Source organism: Nocardiopsis changdeensis, from assembly GCF_018316655.1.
Lineage (GTDB): Bacteria > Actinomycetota > Actinomycetes > Streptosporangiales > Streptosporangiaceae > Nocardiopsis > Nocardiopsis changdeensis.
This window is the reverse complement of sequence record NZ_CP074133.1, coordinates 6,473,373-6,492,042: the sequence shown is the minus strand read 5'-3', so window position 1 is coordinate 6,492,042 and position 18,670 is coordinate 6,473,373. Positions and strand designations below refer to the sequence as shown.

Sequence of the window (18,670 nt, the reverse complement as noted above, 5' to 3'; positions counted from 1 at the left end):
GTGGAACAGGAGCGTCCGATGACACGGGAATCCGAGGGCTTGAGCGCGGCCGAGGTCGAGGTCGTCGACCTGTGCCGGGAGCTCATCGCCTTCGACACCTCCAACTACGGCGACCACTCCGGGCCGGGCGAGCGCAAGGCGGCGGAGTACGTGGTGGGCAGGCTCGACGAGGTCGGGGTGGAGGCGACGGTCTACGAGAAGCACCCCGGCCGCAGCAACGTGGTGGCGCGGATCGAGGGGGCGGACCCGAGCCGTCCCCCGCTGCTCGTCCACGGCCACCTGGACGTGGTGCCGGCCGCGGCGCAGGACTGGACGCACCACCCCTTCGCCGGGGAGATCGCGGACGGCTGTGTGTGGGGCCGCGGCGCGGTCGACATGAAGAACATGAACGCGATGGTCCTGGCGGTGCTGCGGCAGCGGCTGCGGGAGGGGCGGCGCCCGCCGCGCGACATCGTGCTGGCCTTCCTGGCCGACGAGGAGGCGGGCGGCACCTGGGGCGCCCAGTACCTGGTGGACGAGCACCCCGACCTCTTCGCCGACTGCGACGCCGCCATCAGCGAGGTCGGCGGCTTCTCCTTCACGGTGAGGGACGACCGGCGGCTCTACCTCATCGAGACCGCCGAGAAGGGCATCGCCTGGATGAAGCTGACCGCGCGCGGCACCGCCGGGCACGGTTCGATGGTCAACCGGGACAACGCGGTCACCGAGCTGGCGGCGGCGGTCGCCCGGCTGGGGGAGCACGCGTTCCCCGTGCACCTGACCCCCACGGTGCGCACGTTCCTGGAGGAGATCTGCGAGGAGTTCCAGATCCCCTTCGACGAGAACGACCTGGACGCGACGGTCGCGCGGCTGGGCCCGATCGCCCGGATGATCGGGGCGACCCTGCGCAACACCCTCAACCCCACGGTGCTCGGCGGCGGCTACAAGGCGAACGTCATCCCCGGCGAGGCGACCGCCCAGGTGGACGGGCGCTTCCTGCCCGGCACCGAGGACGACTACTTCGCCACGATCGACCGGCTGCTCGGCCCCAAGGTGAGCCGGGAGTTCATCCACCACCTGCCCGCGGTGGAGACCCCCTTCGAGGGCGGGCTCGTGAACGCCATGTCGGCGGCCCTGCTGGCGGAGGACCCCGGCGCCCGCGCCGTCCCCTACTGCCTGTCGGGCGGGACGGACGCCAAGAGCTTCTCCCGGCTGGGGGTGCGCAACTTCGGTTTCGCGCCGCTCAAGCTGCCCCCGGAGCTGGACTTCGCCGGCATGTTCCACGGCGTGGACGAGCGGGTGCCGATCGACGGGCTGCGGTTCGGGGTCCGGGTGCTGGACCGGTTCATCGAGATGAGCTGAACGGAAACCGGGACGAGCCGGAATCGGGATGACATGATCCGCCCCTGCCTGCGGTGATTCGTCCCCGGGCCGCGTCGGGAACTTCTCGGCGCGGCCCCCTTGTTCGCGTGCGTCGTCACAGAACGTGATGCTACGGTGTCTGTGAGTTCAACGATGTGGTGGCTCGGGCACGTCCGCCGTGCGCCCACCGCATCCGATCCGGGCGGCGCCGTCGCACGGGACCGTCCAGCAGTCAGGAAACGAGGGGGCATCCATGGTGCTCACGGGCCGGGAGTGGTCGGTGTCGACCGACCGTGCCGCCCGTGGCGACCGTGCCCTCTGCCGCCTGCTGCTCCTGTCCGGCATCATGGCCGTCGCGTGGCTGGCCGGGGTGGGTGTCGCCCATGGCGAGACCGGCCCCGGCGGGCTCGTCGACCGGGTCCTGGGCCCCGAGGGCGTCGTCGAGGAGGCCGGCCGCTCGGCCGAGGGGGAGGTCCGGGTCACCGGCACCGCCGCCCGGGCCGCCACCGACGCCCTGACCGGCACCGTCGTGCCCCAGGCCGCCGAGCTCCCCGAGACCGTCCTCGACGGGACCGGGGTCTCCGGAGCCCTGGAGGGCACCTCCACCGGCCGCGTCGTCGAGGACACCGCCCGCACCGTGGACGGCACCGCCCGTGGGGCGGGTCGGCTGGTCGACTCCGTCGCCACCACCGGGCGCGAAGTGGTGGGCTCCGCCGACGGCGCCCTGCGCGAAGGCGACCTGGTGGGCGGCGTCGCCGGACTCACCGAGCCCACCGGCGCCCTGGACGCCCTCGGCGACACCGTCACCGCGACGATGCCCGCCGACCTGCCGCTGGTCGGCGGCCCCGACACCCCCGCCGCGGTGGCACGCCCCGCGGTGGACCGGGCGGTCGGCTCCGCCACCGAGGCGATCGAGCGGGCGGGCCGCGCCGAGCGCACCGCGCCCGGGTTCGGCCTGGTCACGCCCGTCGGCGGGTCGGCCGACGCGTCCGCGGGCGCCGTCGACGGCGCCTCCGGCGAGGCCGACACCGACCGGGGCGAGCGCATCCGCCTCATCGCGGGCGGTTCCACCGGCCCGAGCGGCGCCGACGCCACCGGTGCGTCCGCGCCGTCGTTCCCCACGCCCGGTACCGCCGGGTTCCTGACGCCCCGGGCCGCCCACCTGGCCCCCCGGGTGCAGCGGGTCGCCCTGCCCGGCGACCCCACCCTCGTCGTGCGCGACGCCGCCGACGACCCCTCCTTCTCCCCCGACTAGCCGCGCCTTCACCCGCCGCGGTCGGTCCGGTGCGCCCTGAGCGCCCCTTCCCACCCGCTGGCTCCCCGGAGGCGCCCCCCGCTCGGGCCCCCTTCCCCAGGAGTCGGAACGACCGCGGTCCACGCAGCAATCACGACCTTCTTCGCTGACAAGGACACGCGATGACCCATCGGACCCACGCCAGGATCGCGGCACTGACCGCCGCGGGCCTCCTGGCACTGGCCCCGGCCGGGACCACCCTGGCCGACACCTCCACCAGCGGCAACGGCTCGATCGCCGGAGGCAACCAGCTCCACGCCGACCTCGACGCCCCGGTCGACGTCTGCGGCAACTCCCTGGCCCTCCTCGGTGCGGCGGGCGCCCAGTGCGCCGGCGGGGACGCCGGCACCGGGGGCGGCCCGGACCGGGACGGCGACAAGGGCCACCCCGGGTACCCGGGCTACTCGCCGGAGCCTTCGGAGAGCCCCTCCGAGGGGCCCTCGGAGGGACCGTCGGAGTCGCCCTCCGAGGGACCGTCCGAGTCCCCGTCGGAAGGGCCGTCCGAGGGGCCGTCGGAGTCTCCGTCCGAAGGCCCGTCGGAAGGGCCGTCGGAGGGACCGTCCGAGTCCCCGTCGGAGGGCCCCGAGGAGGGTGAGAGCCCCGGCGAACCGTCCGACTCCAGCACCGCGGGCGAACGGCCGTCCGACACCTCGGACGCCCGGCTCCCGCTGACCGGCTCCGCCGGCCTGCCCGGCCTGGTCATCGCCGCGATCGCCGCGGCGGTCGCCGGGGTCGGCCTGGTCATCGCGGGCCGTCGACGCTCCCGGATCTGACCGCACGGCTTCCCGGGCCGCCGACGCGGCCCGGGGGTTGACGCGAGTCCCGTAGCACCGGCCGAGGCCATGTGCGCGGGGTTCACGTCAGCCGCCGCCCCACCAGGGCGGAGCTGACCGACGGGGCGCGCGCGTCCGTCCGCATCCGGCGGACGGGACGGCGACGCAGCCCTCGAGCACCGACCGACACGCACCGCCCAGGTGCGGAGCCGGGAGGACGATCCCCGGCCTTGGCCGAAGGCCCGTACCCCACCCAGGGGTGTGGAACGGCCTGTGGCCCGAGCACACACCTTCTCATCAGCACGTTTTCTGAAAGGAACTTCCCACATGTCTAAGTGGGCCAGGACCTCCGCGAAGTCCGTCCTGCTGGCCGCGGGCTTCGTCGCCCTGGGCAGCGGCGTCGCCTTCGCCGACACCGACGCCGCCACCAGCGGCAACGGGTCCGTCCTCGGCGGCAACCAGGCCGTCGTCAACGCCGACGTCCCGGTCAACGTGACCGGCAACGCGGTCGGCGCCGTCCTGGGCACCGCCGGGGCCTCCACCACCGACAGCGACGCCGCCGTCGTGGACCACCAGCACAACGAGGTCGCCACCTCGGGCAACGGCTCGGTGCTGGGCGGCAACCAGCTCGTGATCGACGGGGACGTCCCCGTCAACGTGACCGGCAACGCGATCGGCGCCGTGGGCGGCATCGCCGGCGCCTCCACCACCGACTCCGACGCGGTCGTCCACCACGACGGCCACGCCTGGCACGGCGAGGGCGAGCCCGACGTCGCGACCACCGGCAACGGCTCCCTGATCGGCGGCAACCAGCTCGTCGGCGACCTGGACGTCCCCGTCAACGTGTCGGGCAACGCGATCGGCGCCCTGGGCGGCGTCGCGGGTGCGGCGGCCACCGACGCGGACGCCATCGTCCACGACGTGCACGGCGGACACGTCGGGCACGGCGGGCACGTCGGCCGCGACCACTACGCGGCGGAGACCGAGATCACCCCGGTCGACCTGGTGGGCGAGGCCGCCCGCAACGCCAGCCTGCTGCCCGACACCTCCGGCGTGGACGCCGGCGTCCTGCGCCAGTCCGCCCCGGTCCGCGAGCACCAGTCGATCGCCACCTCCGGCAACGGCTCGGTGCTGGGCGGCAACCAGCTGGTCGGCCACCTGGACGTCCCGGTCAACGTGGCCGGCAACGCGGTCGGCGCCGTGGGCGGCGTCGCCGGCGCGGCCGCGACCGACAGCGACGCGGTCGTCAAGGAGTCGCACGAGTACATCGCGACCTCCGGCAACGGCTCGCTGGCCGGCGGCAACCAGGCCGTCGTGCACGGCGACGTCCCCGTGAACGTGACCGGCAACGCGGTCGCCGCGGTCGCCGGCCTGGCGGGCGCGAGCTCCACGGACAGCGACGCGGCCGTCGTGCACCAGAGCGCCACCGAGCACCAGTCCGGTGCGCTGGACGCGCTGCCCGTGGTGGAGCAGCTGCCCGAGGTGCCCGTCTCCGAGACGCTGCCCGTCGAGTACACCGTGACCGAGACCGCCCAGCAGGCGGTCGCCGAGCACGCGCCGGAGCACGCCGAGACGCTGCCCGCGCCCGCCGCGCCGGTGGACCCGGTCGGCCAGGTTCTGGGCGCCGTGGGCGTGGGCCTGTAACGACGCGGACGGGGGAAAGGGGACCGGACCCGTCCCCCGCCGGTGGTGCGCGGCCTCTCGTTCCGTTTGGAACGCGGTGGACTGCGAGGTGCCGAACACCACAGGCGGGGACCGGGTCGGGGCTCCGGGAACCCGGAGCGGCACGTGCAGGGTGTCGCGTGCGTCGTTCGGGCGAGAGCAGGACGGACCGCCTCCGCGCGCCCGTTCCGTGAGGAACGCGGTGGACTGCGGGCGGGTGGGGGTGTCCGTCCGGGGCTCGGAACCACAGTCGAGTCCTCCCGGGAATATCCGGGAGGACTCGCCGCTTTGTGGGGGGTATGGGCACCCGACCCCCCGGGAAGTGTGATGGAAGTCACTTTGAGGGCGTGTTCCGGGTGATCGCCGGAGCCGGAGGCGGCTCCGGGGCCCGCACGGCCGGAGCACGGCCTGCGCGGTACGGGCCGGTAGCGGTGCGGTGAGCGCTTATTCTGCGGTTGCCGGTGGGTGAAGAGCCCGCTCTCCGCGGTCACGGCCCCGTGTACACGGGAGTCCCTCCGCCCACCCACCGACGGGGGAACGCCTGGGGTTTCGGTTACCGTCGGTTTCCACGGGAGCCGAGGGACCGCGGCCGACAGACCACGCAGAGGCTAGACGTAGACGTAGGGGAACACGTGCCACCCACCAAGGGCAGCGCCGGCAAGAACGGCTCGCAGGACAGCGGACGACAGGGCTCGGGGACCGCCCTCGTCATCGTCGAGTCGCCCGCCAAGGCCAAGACCATCGCGGGCTACCTGGGCCGCGGTTACGTCGTGGAGTCCAGCATCGGGCACATCCGCGACATGCCCACCAAGGCCGCGGAGATCCCCGCCAAGTACAAGGGGGAGCCCTGGGCCCGGCTGGGCGTCAACGTCGACGGCGACTTCGAGCCCCTCTACGTCGTCAACGCCGACAAGAAGTCCCACGTGCGCAAGCTCAAGGAGCTCATGGCCGACGCCGACGAGCTCCTGCTCGCCACCGATGAGGACCGCGAGGGCGAGGCCATCGCCTGGCACCTGCTGGAGGAGCTCAAGCCCAGGATCCCGGTGCGCCGCATGGTGTTCAACGAGATCACCAAGGAGGCCATCCAGCGCGCCGCCGACAACACGCGCGACCTCAACACCCGGCTGGTGACCGCCCAGGAGACGCGCCGCATCCTGGACCGGCTCTACGGCTACGAGGTCTCCCCCGTGCTGTGGAAGAAGGTCATGCCCAAGCTCTCCGCGGGCCGGGTGCAGTCCGTGGCCACCCGCCTGGTGGTCGAGCGCGAGCGCGAGCGGATGGCGTTCACCCCCGCCGAGTACTGGGACATCAAGGCCCTCTTCGACGCCTCCGGCGCGGGCATTCCCGCGGGCGACCCCACCGACTTCCCGGCCACGCTGGTCGCCGTGGACGGCACCCGCATCGCGGTGGGCCGCGACTTCACCGCCCAGGGCACCGTGCGCCCGGACCGCGCCGTCCGCCAGCTCGACGAGGCGGCCGCGCGCGGCCTGGCCGAGCGGCTGTCCGCCAGCGCCTTCGGCGTGTCCTCGGTGGAGCGCAAGCCCTACCGCCGCTCGCCGTACGCGCCGTTCCGCACCACCACCCTCCAGCAGGAGGCGTCGCGCAAGCTGGGGCTGTCGGCCAAGCAGACCATGCAGGTCGCCCAGCGGCTCTACGAGAACGGCTACATCACCTACATGCGCACCGACAGCACCACGCTGTCGGACAGCGCGGTGCGCGCCGCCCGCTCCCAGGTGCAGCGCCTGTACGGCGCCGACTACCTGCCCGAGCGCCCCCGCGTCTACGCCAAGAAGGTCAAGAACGCCCAGGAGGCGCACGAGGCCATCCGCCCGGCCGGCGACGAGTTCCGCACCCCGAGCCAGACCGGGCTCAGCGGCCCCGAGCTCCGCCTCTACGAGCTGATCTGGAAGCGCACCGTCGCCTCCCAGATGAAGGACGCCGTCGGCGAGTCCGTCACCGTCAAGGTGCAGGGCACCTCCTCGGCCGGCGAGGTCGCCGAGTTCAACGCCACCGGCAAGATCATCACCTTCCACGGCTTCCTCAAGGCCTACGTGGAGGGCGCCGACGACCCGGCCGCCGACCTCGACGACCGCGAGCGGCGGCTGCCCGCCGTGGCCGAGGGCGCCCCGCTCACCGCGCGCGACCTGACCGCCGAGGGGCACAGCACCCGCCCGCCGGCCCGCTACACCGAGGCGACCCTGGTCAAGGAGCTGGAGGAGCGGGAGATCGGCCGCCCCTCCACCTACGCCTCGATCATCGGCACCATCCTGGACCGCGGCTACGTGTTCAAGAAGGGCACCGCCCTGGTGCCGTCCTTCCTGGCGTTCGCCGTGGTGCAGCTGCTGGAGCGGCACTTCGGCAACCTGGTGGACTACGAGTTCACGGCCCGCCTGGAGGACGTGCTCGACTCCATCGCCCGCGGCGAGGCCGAGAGCCTGCCGTGGCTGCGCCGGTTCTACTTCGGCGGCGACACCCCCGAAGGGGACCGGGAGACCGGCCTGAAGGAACTGGTCGGCGACCGCCTCGCCGACATCGACCCCAAGGAGATCAGCTCCCTGACGGTGCCGGGCACCGAGGACATCGTGCTCCGGGTCGGCCGCTACGGCCCCTACCTGGACCGCGGGGGAGTCCGGGTCAACGTGCCCGAGGACCTGGCCCCCGACGAGCTGACCCCGGAGAAGGCCGAGGAGCTGTTCGCCCAGCCCAGCGGCGACCGCGAGCTGGGCACCGACCCCGAGACCGGGCACGTCGTCGTGGCCAAGTCCGGGCGCTTCGGCCCCTACGTCACCGAGGTCATCGAGGAGCCCGAGGAGAACGGGGGCAAGAAGGCCAAGGCCGTCAAGCCGCGCACCTCCTCGCTGCTCAAGTCGATGACCCTGGACACCGTCACCCTCGCCGACGCGATCAGGCTGCTCTCGCTGCCGCGCGTGGTCGGCGTGATCGACGGCGACGAGGTCACCGCCCAGAACGGCCGCTACGGCCCCTACCTCAAGAAGGGCACCGACAGCCGCTCGCTCGCCTCCGAGGAGCAGATGTTCACGGTCACCCTCGACGAGGCGAAGGAGCTGTTCGCCCAGCCCAAGCAGCGCGGCCGCCGGGCCGCCGCCCCGCCGCTGCGCGAGCTGGGCAAGGACCCGGTGTCGGGCGCCGTCATGCTCGTCAAGGACGGCCGGTTCGGCCCCTACGTCACCGACGGGGAGGTCAACGCCTCGCTGCGCAAGGGCGACGAGGTGGAGTCCATCACCGACGAGCGCGCCGCCGAGCTGCTGGCCGAGCGCCGGGCCAAGGCGCCCGCCAAGAAGCCCGCGGCCAAGAAGGCGCCCGCGAAGAAGACGACCGCCAAGAAGACCACCACGGCGGCGAAGAAGACCACCGCCGCCAAGAAGGCGCCGGCCAAGAAGACGGGCACGCCCCGTACCGCGGCCAAGGCCTCCGACGAGGCCTGAGCGGCGCACACCGTCGAACGCGGACCGCCCCGCGCCGGAGCACCTCCGGCCCGGGGCGGTCCGCGTCGTGTGACACGGGGTGTGCGGGTCGGTACGATCTCCACGTTCACTCCGGGGCCCGCCGTACCCCCTGTTGGCAGATGATCTTCCGTACTACGCTGGACGTGGCCGACGGGAACACTGAAACGCAAGTGATCTTCCGCCGATCCACCGAATTCCTCAGCGGACGACGGCCCACTCCTCCCCTCCCCCTCACCGAATAACCTTGAGCGCTATGAGCAGACCTGCATCTCCGGGAGCGCCGTCCGAGGCGCACAACGTCCTCGCGATCACTCCCTTCCGAAGGCTGTGGATCTCGCTCGTGCTGTCCGGACTGGGCGATTGGCTGAGCCTCCTGGCTCTGGTCTCCCTGGCCGCGATCTTCACGTTCGACGCCCCGGCCCTGGTCCGGTACCTGGCCATCGCCGGTGTCCTGGCCGTCAAACTCGCGCCCTCCGTCCTCCTGAGCCCCCTGGTCGGGGCCCTCGTGGACCGGCTGGACCGCCGCTGGACCATGGTCGGCGGCGACGTCCTGCGGGCCCTGCTCTACGCCTCGGTCCCCGTGGTGGGCCTGCTGGCCCCCGGGTTCGCGCTGCCGTGGCTGTTCATCGCGGCACTGCTCGCCGAGATCGTCGAGCTGCTGTGGACCGGCGCCCGGGACTCCGCGATCCCCAACCTGGTGCCCCGCAAGCTGCTGGGCCAGGCCGACCGCCTGGTGCTGTTCACCTCCTACGGCACCGCGCCGGTGGCCGCACTGCTGTTCGCGGCCCTGGCCTCGGTGAGCAACGTGCTCGGCGTCCTGGTGCCCTCGCTGGCCTCCCCCGAGGCGGACATCGCGCTCTACCTCAACGGGCTGCTCTTCCTGGCCGCCGCCGGGCTCGTCGCCGGACTCCAGATCCCCGGCCACCGGCCCGCCAAGGACGCCCAGAGCCCCACCCGCGACGCCCGCATCCTGCCGTCCGTCGCGCGCGGCACGCGCGGCTCCGGCGACCCGGTGCTGCTGCGCGGCCTGTCCCTGGGCCTGATCACCACGGTCGTCGCGGTGGGCGCCGTCATCGGCGTCGGCCGCCTGCACGCCGAGGGCCTGGAGGCGGGCAACGCCGGGTTCGGCATGCTGTTCGCCGCCGTCCTGGGCGGCATGGGCCTGGGCGCCGTCTCCGGCCCCCGCGTCCTCAAGCTGCTCAGCCGCCGCCGGCTCTTCGGGCTCACCGCCGTCATCGCGGCGGTCGTGCTGCTGTTCGCCGGAGCCGTCGGCGACATGGTCCTGGCCGCCGTCCTGGCCCTGGTCCTGGGCGTCGCCGCGGGCATGTCCTGGGCGACCGCGCTGGGCGTGGTCACCCGCGAGGTCGAGGAGGAGCACCGCACCGCGGTGCACGCCCACCTCAACGGCGCGGCCCGCCTGGCCCTGGTGCTGACGGCGGTCCTCGCCCCCGTCGCCGCCGGACTCATCGGCGACCGGGCCCTGGCGATCGGCCCGCTCACCTACGACCTGCGCGGCAGCGCCGTCGTGCTGGCGGCGGTCGCCCTGCTGGGCGTGGTCGCCGCCGCGGTCGCCCACCGCCAGGTCAACCGGAACGACCCCGAGGCCGGCCCCGGCCTGCTCCCCGAGCTGTTCGCGGCGCTGCGCGGCGTCGAGATCACCGAGCCGGTCGACGAGGACGAGCGCCCCTCCGGCGCGTTCATCGTCGTCGAGGGCGGCGAGGGCGCGGGCAAGTCCACGCAGGTCCGCGAACTCACGGTGTGGCTGCGCGACCAGGGCTTCGAGGTGGTCAGCACCCGCCAGCCCGGCGCCACCAAGCTCGGCATGCGGTTGCGCGCCCTGCTGCTGGACCGCGAGAACTCCCACATCACCCCGCGCGCCGAGGTGCTGCTGTACGCCGCCGACAAGGCCGACCACGTCCAGCAGGAGATCCTGCCCGCGCTCAAGCGCGGCGCCGTGGTCATCAGCGACCGCTACACCGACTCGCTGCTCGCCTACCAGGGCACCGGCCGCGACCTGGCGGTGTCGGACATCGCCGACATCAGCACGTGGGCGGTGCAGGGCCTGGTCCCCGACCTGACGGTGCTGCTGGACGTGCGCCCCGAGGAGGGCCTGTCCCGGCTGGGCGGCCCGGCCGACCGCATCGAGTCGGAGTCCGTGGAGTTCCACGAGCGGGTCCGCAAGGGCTTCCTCGACCTGGCCCGCCGGGACCCGGACCGCTACCTGGTCCTGGACTCCCGCGAGCCCCGCGAGAAGATCACCCGCGAGATCCAGAAGCGGGTGCGCGCCCTGCTGCCCGACCCGGTCCCGAGCAGCGCCGAGGCCGTCACCGGGATGATCCCGGTCATCAAGAACGACTGACCCGCCGCGGCGGGGCGGGGCCCGGAGGCGCACGCCTCCGGGCCCCGCGCGTTCCCGGCCGCGGGGCGGGCCTGTGGAAACGGCCCGACCGTCGCCCCCGGCTCCTATCCTGGATCCCTGGCACGTCTTTCTACGCGGGGGTGGAGTGTGACGGTCTTCGACGACCTGGTCGGTCAGCGGGCCGCGGTGGACCACCTGCGGCGGGCGGTGGCCGGCGCCGCCGACCTGGTCGCCGGGGGAGCGGGCACGGGCATGACCCACGCCTGGCTGTTCACCGGTCCGCCCGGCTCGGGGCGCTCGGAGGCCGCGCGCGCCTTCGCCGCCGCCCTCCAGTGCCGCGACGGCGGCTGCGGCCACTGCGACTCCTGCCACCAGGCCCTGGCCGGGACCCACCCGGACGTGCTGTACGTGCGGCCCAGCGGCCTGAGCTTCGGCGTCGCCGCCACCCGCGAGCTGGTCCTGCGCGCCGGGTCCAAGCCCTCCGGCGGCCGGTTCCGGATCGTGCTGTTCGAGGACGCCGAGCGCGCCACCGAGGCGGCCTCCAACGCCCTGCTCAAGGCGGTGGAGGAGCCGTCGCCGCGCACCGTGTGGCTGCTGTGCACGCCCACCCCCGACGACCTGCTCGTCACCATCCGCTCCCGGTGCCGCCTGGTCACCCTCACCACCCCCACCACCGCCGAGATCGTCGGCGCGCTCACCCGCGCCGGCGACGTGGACGAGGGCACGGCCAGGGCCGCCGCCGTCGCCTCGGCGGGGCGGGTGGACCGCGCCCGGCAGCTGGCCACCGACCCCGAGGCGCGCCGCCGCCGCGAGGAGGTGCTGTCCATCCCGGCCAGGCTCGACGGCATCGGCGCCTGCGTCACCTTCGCCGCCCGGCTCTACGAGATCGCCGAGGCGGAGTCCAAGGCGATCACCAGCGCCCTGGACGAGAAGGAGAAGGACGAGCTCAAGGCCGCCTTCGGCGAGGGCTCCACCGGCAAGGGCGTGGCCAAGGCCATGCGGGGATCCGCGGGCGCCATGAAGGACCTGGAGGAGCGGCAGAAGCGCCGGGCCACCCGGATCAAGCGCGACTCCTACGACCGCGCCCTGCTGGACCTGGCCGCCTTCTACCGCGACGTGCTCACCCTCCAGTTCGGGGCGTCCGTCGAGCGCTCCACCGGGGAGCGCTCCGGCGACCTGGAGCGCGTCGCCCGCTCCAGCACGCCGGAGACCACCCTGCGGCGCATCGACGCCATCATGGACTGCCGCGAGCGCATCGCCGCCAACGTGCACCCGCAGATCGCCATGGAGGCCATGACCTCCGCCCTCCTCCTCGGCTGACGCCCGCACCGGGCCGGACGCGGGGCGGTGCCCGTTCCACGCCCCCGGCGGATACGGTCGACCTACGGCACCGCCTCCCCGTCGCAACCGCAACGGCGGCACGGCCGTCACAGGCAACGGTGGAACCGGACGACGGGAAGGAAACACGTGGCGACGAGGCTGCGGGCAGCGGTGGCGGTGACGCTCACCGGCACGGTGCTCCTGGTGAGCGGGTGTACGGCGCTGACACCGGGGGGAGGGGCGCAGGAGCCGGCCGAATCGCTCGGGGCCCTGGGCGACCTCGCGGAGCAGGAGCTCGACTGGGGGCCCTGTGACGGCGGGCCTTCCGAGGCCGAGTGCGCCACGTACGAGGTGCCGCTGGACTACGACGAGCCCGAGGGCGAGCGCATCGAGATCGCGGTCAAGCGCATGGCCGCCACCGGCGACGACGTCATCGGCTCCCTGCTGGTCAACCCGGGCGGCCCCGGCGGCTCGGGGTACGACTTCGTCGACCACGCCTCCTTCATCGTCAGCGAACAGGTGCGCGAGCGCTTCGACCTGGTGGGCTTCGACCCGCGCGGGGTCGGCCGCAGCACCCCGATCACCTGCCTGCCGGCCGAGGAGCTCGACGACTTCATCGGCGGCGAGGCCGAGTCCGCCGACGGCGACGGCGACATGTCCGAGCTGACCGAGGCCGGGGTCGCCGACATGGAGGAGGGCAGCCGCGAGTTCGTGGAGGCCTGTCAGGCCAACGCCCCCGACCTCATGCTCAACGTCGGCACCGTCAACGTCGCCCGCGACATGGACGTGCTGCGCGCCCTGCTGGGCGACGAGAAGCTCACCTACCTGGGCGCCTCCTACGGCACCCACATCGGCGCCCACTACGCCGAGCAGTTCCCCGACCGGGTGCGCGCCCTGGTGCTCGACGGCGCCGTCGACCCCACCCTGGACCAGCTCGACCTGAGCGTCGCCCAGGCCACCGGGTTCGAGACCGCGCTGCGCGCCTTCGTCGAGGACTGCCTCACCCGCACCGACTGCCCGCTGGGCGGCAACGGGGACTCGGTCGAGGACGGCGTGGCGGCCCTCGACGGGTTCCTGGCCCGGACGGCCCGCGAGCCGCTCCACAACTCCATGGACGACCGGGAGATCAACCGGGCCCGCGCCGAACTGGGCGTGCTCGCCGCCCTGTACTCCGAGTCCTGGTGGGAGCGGGTCCGCGAGGGCCTGGACGACGCCATGAGCGACGGCGACGGCACCGTGCTCCTCCAGCTGGGCGACGAGCTGTACAGCCGGGGCGACACACAGGAGTACGAGAACTCCACGGCCGCCCTCATCGCGGTGAACTGCTCCGACTCGCCCAGCCCGCGCGGGGTCGAGGCCTACGTGGAGGCCGCGGAGGAGGCCGGGGAGGAGTCCCCGATCTTCGGGCCGAGCCTGGCCTGGGGCGCGCTGCCGTGCGCGTTCTGGCCCGAGGAGGCCGTCTACGACGGCGGCCCGCTGGACGCGCCGGGCGCCCCGCCGATCATGGTGGTGGGCACCACGCGCGACTCCGCCACCCCCTACGCCTGGGCCGAGGCTCTGGCCGGGGCGCTGGAGTCCGGCTTCCTGGTCACCCGGGACGGCGACGGCCACACCGGCTACCGCATGGGCGACGCGTGCGTGGACCGCATGGTCGACGCCTACCTCATCGACCTGGAGGTCCCCCGGGACGGGATGGCCTGCGCCTGACCCCGCGGGGTGCCGGGTCCGAAACCGTGTACCCGGCACTCCGCGGAGACGCTAAACTGGTGATCGCCTCGCCGCGTGGAACCGCGCGGCGTCGCGCCGCCTTAGCTCAGTCGGCAGAGCGATTCACTCGTAATGAATAGGTCGTCGGTTCGATTCCGACAGGCGGCTCAGCACGAACGCCACCCCGGTACGGGGTGGCGTTTCGCGTAGGTGACCACTCGGGTGACCAATGCCTACTCGGCGTAGAGGTCCCCCATGACGTGGGCGCCCCCGTGATGAACCGGGTCGTCGGTTCGATTCCGACGGGCGGCTCGGCACGAAGGCCCGGCCGGCCCCCGGACGGGCCTTCGCCGTTCCGGCGGGCCCCGGGCCCGGCCGGAACCGGTCACCGGGGTACGGATGCGGGCAAGGCGCGACCGCTACGGTACATAGCGCACGTCCCCTCTCCCCCCGGGAGCCCCACGCATGATCACGCTCCGTGTGTCGCAGTCCGACCCGAACGCCTTCCGTGGCATCGCCGACGCGATGAACGACCCGCGGTTCGCCGACCAGGACCTCTACCTCCAGGTGGACCCGGGGTACTACCTGGAGCCGCACGTCCTCGGGGTGAACGGGCACGTGATGGTCGTCCCCAGCGCGGGGCGGGGCACGGTCACCGTCGCCGTCGGCGACACCAACGTGTTCAACGTCCACGAAGGGCGTCTCGAACTGTTCGGCATCGAGGTCAGGAACGCCTCCGCGGACTTCCCCCCGGTCTACGTCCACCCCGGGGGCGCGTTCCGCGCCGAGGAGTGCGTCTTCGCCTCCACCGCCCGGGTGGAGGCGGAGGGGGCGACCCTGCACATCGAGGGGTGCGTCTTCCGCGACGCCGGACTGTACCTGAAGAGGTCCGGGGGCGCCGTCGCGCGGACGCGCTTCGAGAGGGCCGTCCTGTTCATCGAGGGCCAGGGGGCCCTCTCGGTGTCGGACGTCTCCTTCCAGGGCGGGGACCCCTCCTGCCACACCCTGCTGATCAGCGGTGCCTCGCCGCGCATCCAGAAGTGCAGGATCACCGACGGCGGGAGCGAGAACACCAACGCCGTCTGCGTCCAGGAGGAGGCCGCACCCGTGTTCTCGGACGTGGAGATCACGGGCGACAGCGGTTATCCGGTCCGGGTCCTGGGCGGGTCCACGGCCTCCTTCACCCGGCTCAGGATCGACGGCGGCCGGCCCGGGGGAGACTCGCTGTACGTGTGGGAGGGCGGCGGGCTGACCCTGACCGACTGCACGGTCACGCGGTCGCCCGGCAGCGCGGTCTGCTCGTCCGACAGCGCGCTGACCGCCACCGGGCTCACCGTCGCGGGGGCGAAGGACAACGGCGTCCTCACCGTGGACTCCCGGGTCGAGATCCACCGCTCCAAGGTCACCGGCGCGGGTATCGTCGCGGTCCGCCTGAACGGGGGACGGCCGACGCTGTCCGACATCGAGCTCGGCGAGCCCCCCGCCGGAGCGGAGGAGCCGATCGGACTGCTCCTCGACGGCACGTCGGGCTTCGACGTGCGGGGGCTCACGGTCACGCGGCTGTGGGGGACCGCGGTGGGCGTCCACGATTCCACCGGCACCCTGGCGGACGTGACGGTGGAGGAGGGTGTGCGGGGCATCGGTTTCGACGACGGCGGCAGGTACAGGGCCGAGGGGCTGCGGCTCCGCGGGCTGGAGGCCTGGGCGGTCCGCGTCGGGGAGGGCGCGCAGGCCGAGATCGACGGGCTGGAGAGCACCTCGTGCCGGTACGGCGCCTGGGCCGACGGGGGCGATCTCACCCTCCGTTCGGCAGTGGTCTCGGACGCGGGGGACAGGGGCGCCATCGTCCAGGACGGCGGCCGCCTGGTACTGGAGGACTCCACCGTGCGCGGGTGCGGGGGCAGCGGAGTCGACGTCCACGGGGATTCCCGGGCGACCCTGCGCCGGTGCACGATCGCCGACAACGGGGGCAGGGCCGTGGACGCCGAGGAGGGCGCGGCGGTGAAGGTCGAGGACACCACGTTCGAGAACAACCGCGGCGGCGACACGGTGCGGGTCGCCGCCGAGGCGGGCGGGGCGGCCGCGGTCCCGGACGCCCCGGTCGGGGAGGCGGCGCCGGTGGAGGAGCTGCTCGCGGAACTGGACGGGATGGTGGGGCTGGAGGGGGTCAAGAAGGAGGTCCGCACGCTGGTCAACTTCCAGAGGGCCAGCGCCAAGCGCGAGGCCGCCGGGCTGCCCGCGCTCAACGTGGGGCGGCACCTGGTCTTCTCGGGCCCGCCCGGGACCGGCAAGACCACCGTCGCCCGCCTGTACGGGGGCATCCTGCGCTCGCTGGGGGTCCTCTCCCAGGGGCAGTTCGTGGAGGTCTCCCGCTCGGACCTGGTAGCCGAGCACCTGGGCGGGACCGCCAAGCTCACCGCCGACGCCGTGGGGCGGGCGCGCGGCGGAGTGCTGTTCATCGACGAGGCCTACGCCCTGTCCCGGCGGTTCGGCAGCGGGACCGACTTCGGCCAGGAGGCCATCGACACCCTCATCAAGTTCATGGAGGACCTGCGCGACGAGGTTGTCGTGGTCTTCGCCGGGTACTCCAGCGAGATGCGCGGGTTCCTGGACGCCAACCCCGGGCTGCGGTCGCGGGTCGCCCGCACCATCGAGTTCGAGAACTACACGCCCGAGCAGCTCACCACGATCTTCGCGGGGATGGCGCGGGCCCAGGGGTACGACCCCGGCGAGGGCGTGCTGGAGGCGGTCACCGCGCACTTCCGGGCCCAGAAGCGCGACGAGACCTTCGGCAACGGGCGCGAGGCGCGCCGCGTGTTCGAGGCGGTCGTGCAGACCCAGGCGACCCGGGTCGTGGAGGGGGACTTCCACAGCCCCGAGGACCTGGGCCGCATCCTCCCGGAGGACCTGGAGGGCGTCGTGGACGCCGGGCTGTCCGCGCGGGTGGGCGGGCCCCGCGACGGCGGCCAGGTCGACGGGCTGATGGCCGAGCTGGAGTCGATGGTCGGGCTGACCTCGGTCAAGGGCGAGGTCGCCGACCTGATGAGCCTCATCTCGGCGGGGCGCCGCCGGCAGGCGGCCGGGCTGGGGGCCGTGCTGCCGTCGCGGCACCTGGTCTTCGCCGGGCCCCCGGGGACCGGGAAGACCACCGTGGCGCGGATCTACGGGCGGCTGCTGGCGGCCCTGGGCGTCCTCGCCCAGGGGCAGGTGGTGGAGGTGGGCCGCGCGGACCTGGTGGGGGCGTACGTCGGGCAGACCGCGCAGAGGACCCGGGACGTGTTCGACCGGGCGCGCGGCGGGGTGCTGTTCATCGACGAGGCCTACACGCTGGTCCGGCCGGGGGGCTCCGGCCACGACTTCGGCCAGGAGGCCGTCGACACCCTGCTCAAGCTCATGGAGGACCACCGCGACGAGGTCGTGGTGATCGCCGCCGGGTACACGGGCGAGATGAGCGGGTTCCTGGCGAGCAACCCGGGGCTGGAGTCGCGGTTCTCCCGCACGGTGGAGTTCGCGCCGTACACGCACGACGAGCTGCTGCGGATCCTCGTCGGCATGGCGGAGGGCGCCGACTTCCTGGTGCCGGAGGACACCCGGGCCGCGGCGGCCCGGCTGTTCGGGGCCGAGGAGGAGCGGTTCTCCGACGGCAACGGCCGCGAGGTCCGCAAGGCGTTCGAGGAGGCGCTGACCCGGCAGGCGCGGAGGATCGAACAGGCCGCGCGGGCCGGGGCCGAGCCCGGGGTGGACGATCTGCGGACCCTGCTGCCGGAGGACGTGCACGCCACCTGAGGTGGCCGAATGATGACCGTTCGTGTCCGGTGGCCGGGGGAGAACCGGGGTAGGGGCACCGCATGAGCCTGTTGTTCATGCTGGTGGCCCTGGTGGGCGCGGTGCTCGTCCTGGCGGGCGGCTCCTACGCCCTGCGCCGGGTCATCGCCGCGGTCGCCGCCCGCCTGGAGGCGGACGAGCCGCCCGCCCCCGTGGACCCGGGGCCCGCGGCGCAGGTCGGCGGGTACGTGCCCGCCCCGCGCGTCCCCGGTGAGCTGCCGCCGCAGCTGCGCGCACGGGTGGCCAACCTGGTGGCGCTGGGGCGCTCGGAGGAGGCGGTCCGGCTGGTGCGCGACCGCCTGGACGGGGACGAGGACCGGGCCCGCGGCATCGTCGCGGAACTGGGCGGCGACGGCGACGGCACACCGGCCCTCGAACGCTGAATCACATCCCGGCGCGGCTGCGCAGCCCGCTCCACACGGCCGTGGCGACGAACAGGATCGCCGCGATGACGGTGAGCCAGAACAGGCCCTTGATCAACACCCCCAGGATCGCCAGGAACAGCCACAGCGCCAACAGGACGAGGATGAGATAGACCACGTGCTCCCCCTTCGGTGTCCGGTCCCACCACGGGTCTACCCGGCCGCGGCGCCCGGCACGCCCCGTGTCCCCTGGGGCGGGATGTGCAGGACGGTCCTCCCGGGGTATGGGGGGTGACATGAGTCTGGAAGAGGCATCACGACAGCTGGAGGCGTCGATCCACGACGCGCGGGTCGCGTTCGACTGCATCCTCCTCGAGGAGCTGGACCGGGCCCACGTCAACGCCATCACCGCCCGGGCCGCGGTCGACGCGGCCGAGCAGGCCATCAGGGTGGAGCTGGAGAGAAGGAAGGAGGAGGCCGGCGAGGGCCGGGAAGAGGGGGAGGAGATCTCCTCGGACTGACCCCGGGTCTTTTCGAACAGGATTTCGAACAAAGGGTAT

12 protein-coding genes and 1 tRNA gene are annotated in these 18,670 nt (G+C 73.6%); 12 read left to right on the top strand and 1 reads right to left on the bottom strand.

Annotated elements, in window-relative coordinates:
* Nucleotides 1-18 precede the first annotated feature (18 nt).
* The 11 genes from KGD84_RS29125 (at nt 19) to KGD84_RS29075 (ending at nt 18,131) form a co-directional block, all read left to right on the top strand.
* On the top strand, nt 19-1,341 hold the full coding sequence (locus tag KGD84_RS29125) for a M20/M25/M40 family metallo-hydrolase (RefSeq protein ID WP_220563524.1): 1,323 nt from the start codon (nt 19-21) through the stop codon (nt 1,339-1,341).
* A 253-nt stretch (nt 1,342-1,594) separates the two neighbouring features.
* Complete coding sequence (locus KGD84_RS29120; protein WP_220563523.1) at nt 1,595-2,596, top strand: hypothetical protein; 1,002 nt, start codon at nt 1,595-1,597, stop codon at nt 2,594-2,596.
* Between the two features lie 161 nt (nt 2,597-2,757).
* Nucleotides 2,758-3,408, top strand: coding sequence for a chaplin family protein (locus tag KGD84_RS29115; protein ID WP_220563522.1), 651 nt, complete (start codon nt 2,758-2,760; stop codon nt 3,406-3,408).
* 327 nt (nt 3,409-3,735) lie between these two features.
* Entirely contained in the window at nt 3,736-5,052 is a 1,317-nt protein-coding gene (locus KGD84_RS29110; protein ID WP_220563521.1) for a hypothetical protein, read from the top strand.
* 650 nt (nt 5,053-5,702) lie between these two features.
* Nucleotides 5,703-8,516, top strand: a complete 2,814-nt coding sequence (gene topA, locus KGD84_RS29105; RefSeq protein ID WP_220563520.1) for a type I DNA topoisomerase — start codon at nt 5,703-5,705, stop codon at nt 8,514-8,516.
* Between the two features lie 274 nt (nt 8,517-8,790).
* Nucleotides 8,791-10,896: a dTMP kinase gene (gene tmk, locus KGD84_RS29100; RefSeq protein WP_220563519.1), complete on the top strand. Its 2,106-nt coding sequence runs from the start codon at nt 8,791-8,793 to the stop codon at nt 10,894-10,896.
* Between the two features lie 147 nt (nt 10,897-11,043).
* Entirely contained in the window at nt 11,044-12,216 is a 1,173-nt protein-coding gene (locus KGD84_RS29095; protein WP_220563518.1) for a DNA polymerase III subunit delta', read from the top strand.
* Between the two features lie 147 nt (nt 12,217-12,363).
* On the top strand, nt 12,364-13,923 hold the full coding sequence (locus tag KGD84_RS29090; RefSeq protein ID WP_370634602.1) for an alpha/beta hydrolase: 1,560 nt from the start codon (nt 12,364-12,366) through the stop codon (nt 13,921-13,923).
* A 95-nt stretch (nt 13,924-14,018) separates the two neighbouring features.
* Nucleotides 14,019-14,091, top strand: a tRNA-Thr gene (locus KGD84_RS29085).
* A 297-nt stretch (nt 14,092-14,388) separates the two neighbouring features.
* Nucleotides 14,389-17,709, top strand: coding sequence for an AAA family ATPase (locus KGD84_RS29080; RefSeq protein ID WP_220563517.1), 3,321 nt, complete (start codon nt 14,389-14,391; stop codon nt 17,707-17,709).
* Nucleotides 17,710-17,771: 62 nt separating this feature from the next.
* Nucleotides 17,772-18,131 (top strand): hypothetical protein, encoded by a 360-nt coding sequence (locus tag KGD84_RS29075; RefSeq protein WP_220563516.1) that lies wholly within the window; start codon nt 17,772-17,774, stop codon nt 18,129-18,131.
* 1 nt (nt 18,132) lies between these two features.
* On the opposite strand, the gene KGD84_RS29070 is transcribed toward KGD84_RS29075, so the two are convergent.
* Nucleotides 18,133-18,288, bottom strand: a complete 156-nt coding sequence (locus KGD84_RS29070) for a hypothetical protein (RefSeq protein WP_220563515.1) — start codon at nt 18,286-18,288, stop codon at nt 18,133-18,135.
* Between the two features lie 118 nt (nt 18,289-18,406).
* Between KGD84_RS29070 and KGD84_RS29065 the strand changes: the two genes are divergently transcribed.
* Nucleotides 18,407-18,631 carry a hypothetical protein gene (locus KGD84_RS29065; protein WP_220563514.1) on the top strand — a complete coding sequence of 75 codons (225 nt, stop codon included), beginning with the start codon at nt 18,407-18,409 and terminating at the stop codon, nt 18,629-18,631.
* Nucleotides 18,632-18,670: the final 39 nt, after the last annotated feature.

What these genes read in the sequence shown, in the direction of transcription:
- KGD84_RS29125 (WP_220563524.1), top strand. Translation starts at nt 19, where the DNA reads ATGACACGGGAATCCGAGGGCTTGAGCGCGGCCGAGGTCGAGGTCGTC.
- KGD84_RS29120 (WP_220563523.1), top strand. Translation starts at nt 1,595, where the DNA reads ATGGTGCTCACGGGCCGGGAGTGGTCGGTGTCGACCGACCGTGCCGCC.
- KGD84_RS29115 (WP_220563522.1), top strand. Translation starts at nt 2,758, where the DNA reads ATGACCCATCGGACCCACGCCAGGATCGCGGCACTGACCGCCGCGGGC.
- KGD84_RS29110 (WP_220563521.1), top strand. Translation starts at nt 3,736, where the DNA reads ATGTCTAAGTGGGCCAGGACCTCCGCGAAGTCCGTCCTGCTGGCCGCG.
- tmk (WP_220563519.1), top strand. Translation starts at nt 8,791, where the DNA reads ATGAGCAGACCTGCATCTCCGGGAGCGCCGTCCGAGGCGCACAACGTC.
- KGD84_RS29080 (WP_220563517.1), top strand. Translation starts at nt 14,389, where the DNA reads ATGATCACGCTCCGTGTGTCGCAGTCCGACCCGAACGCCTTCCGTGGC.
- KGD84_RS29075 (WP_220563516.1), top strand. Translation starts at nt 17,772, where the DNA reads ATGAGCCTGTTGTTCATGCTGGTGGCCCTGGTGGGCGCGGTGCTCGTC.
- KGD84_RS29065 (WP_220563514.1), top strand. Translation starts at nt 18,407, where the DNA reads ATGAGTCTGGAAGAGGCATCACGACAGCTGGAGGCGTCGATCCACGAC.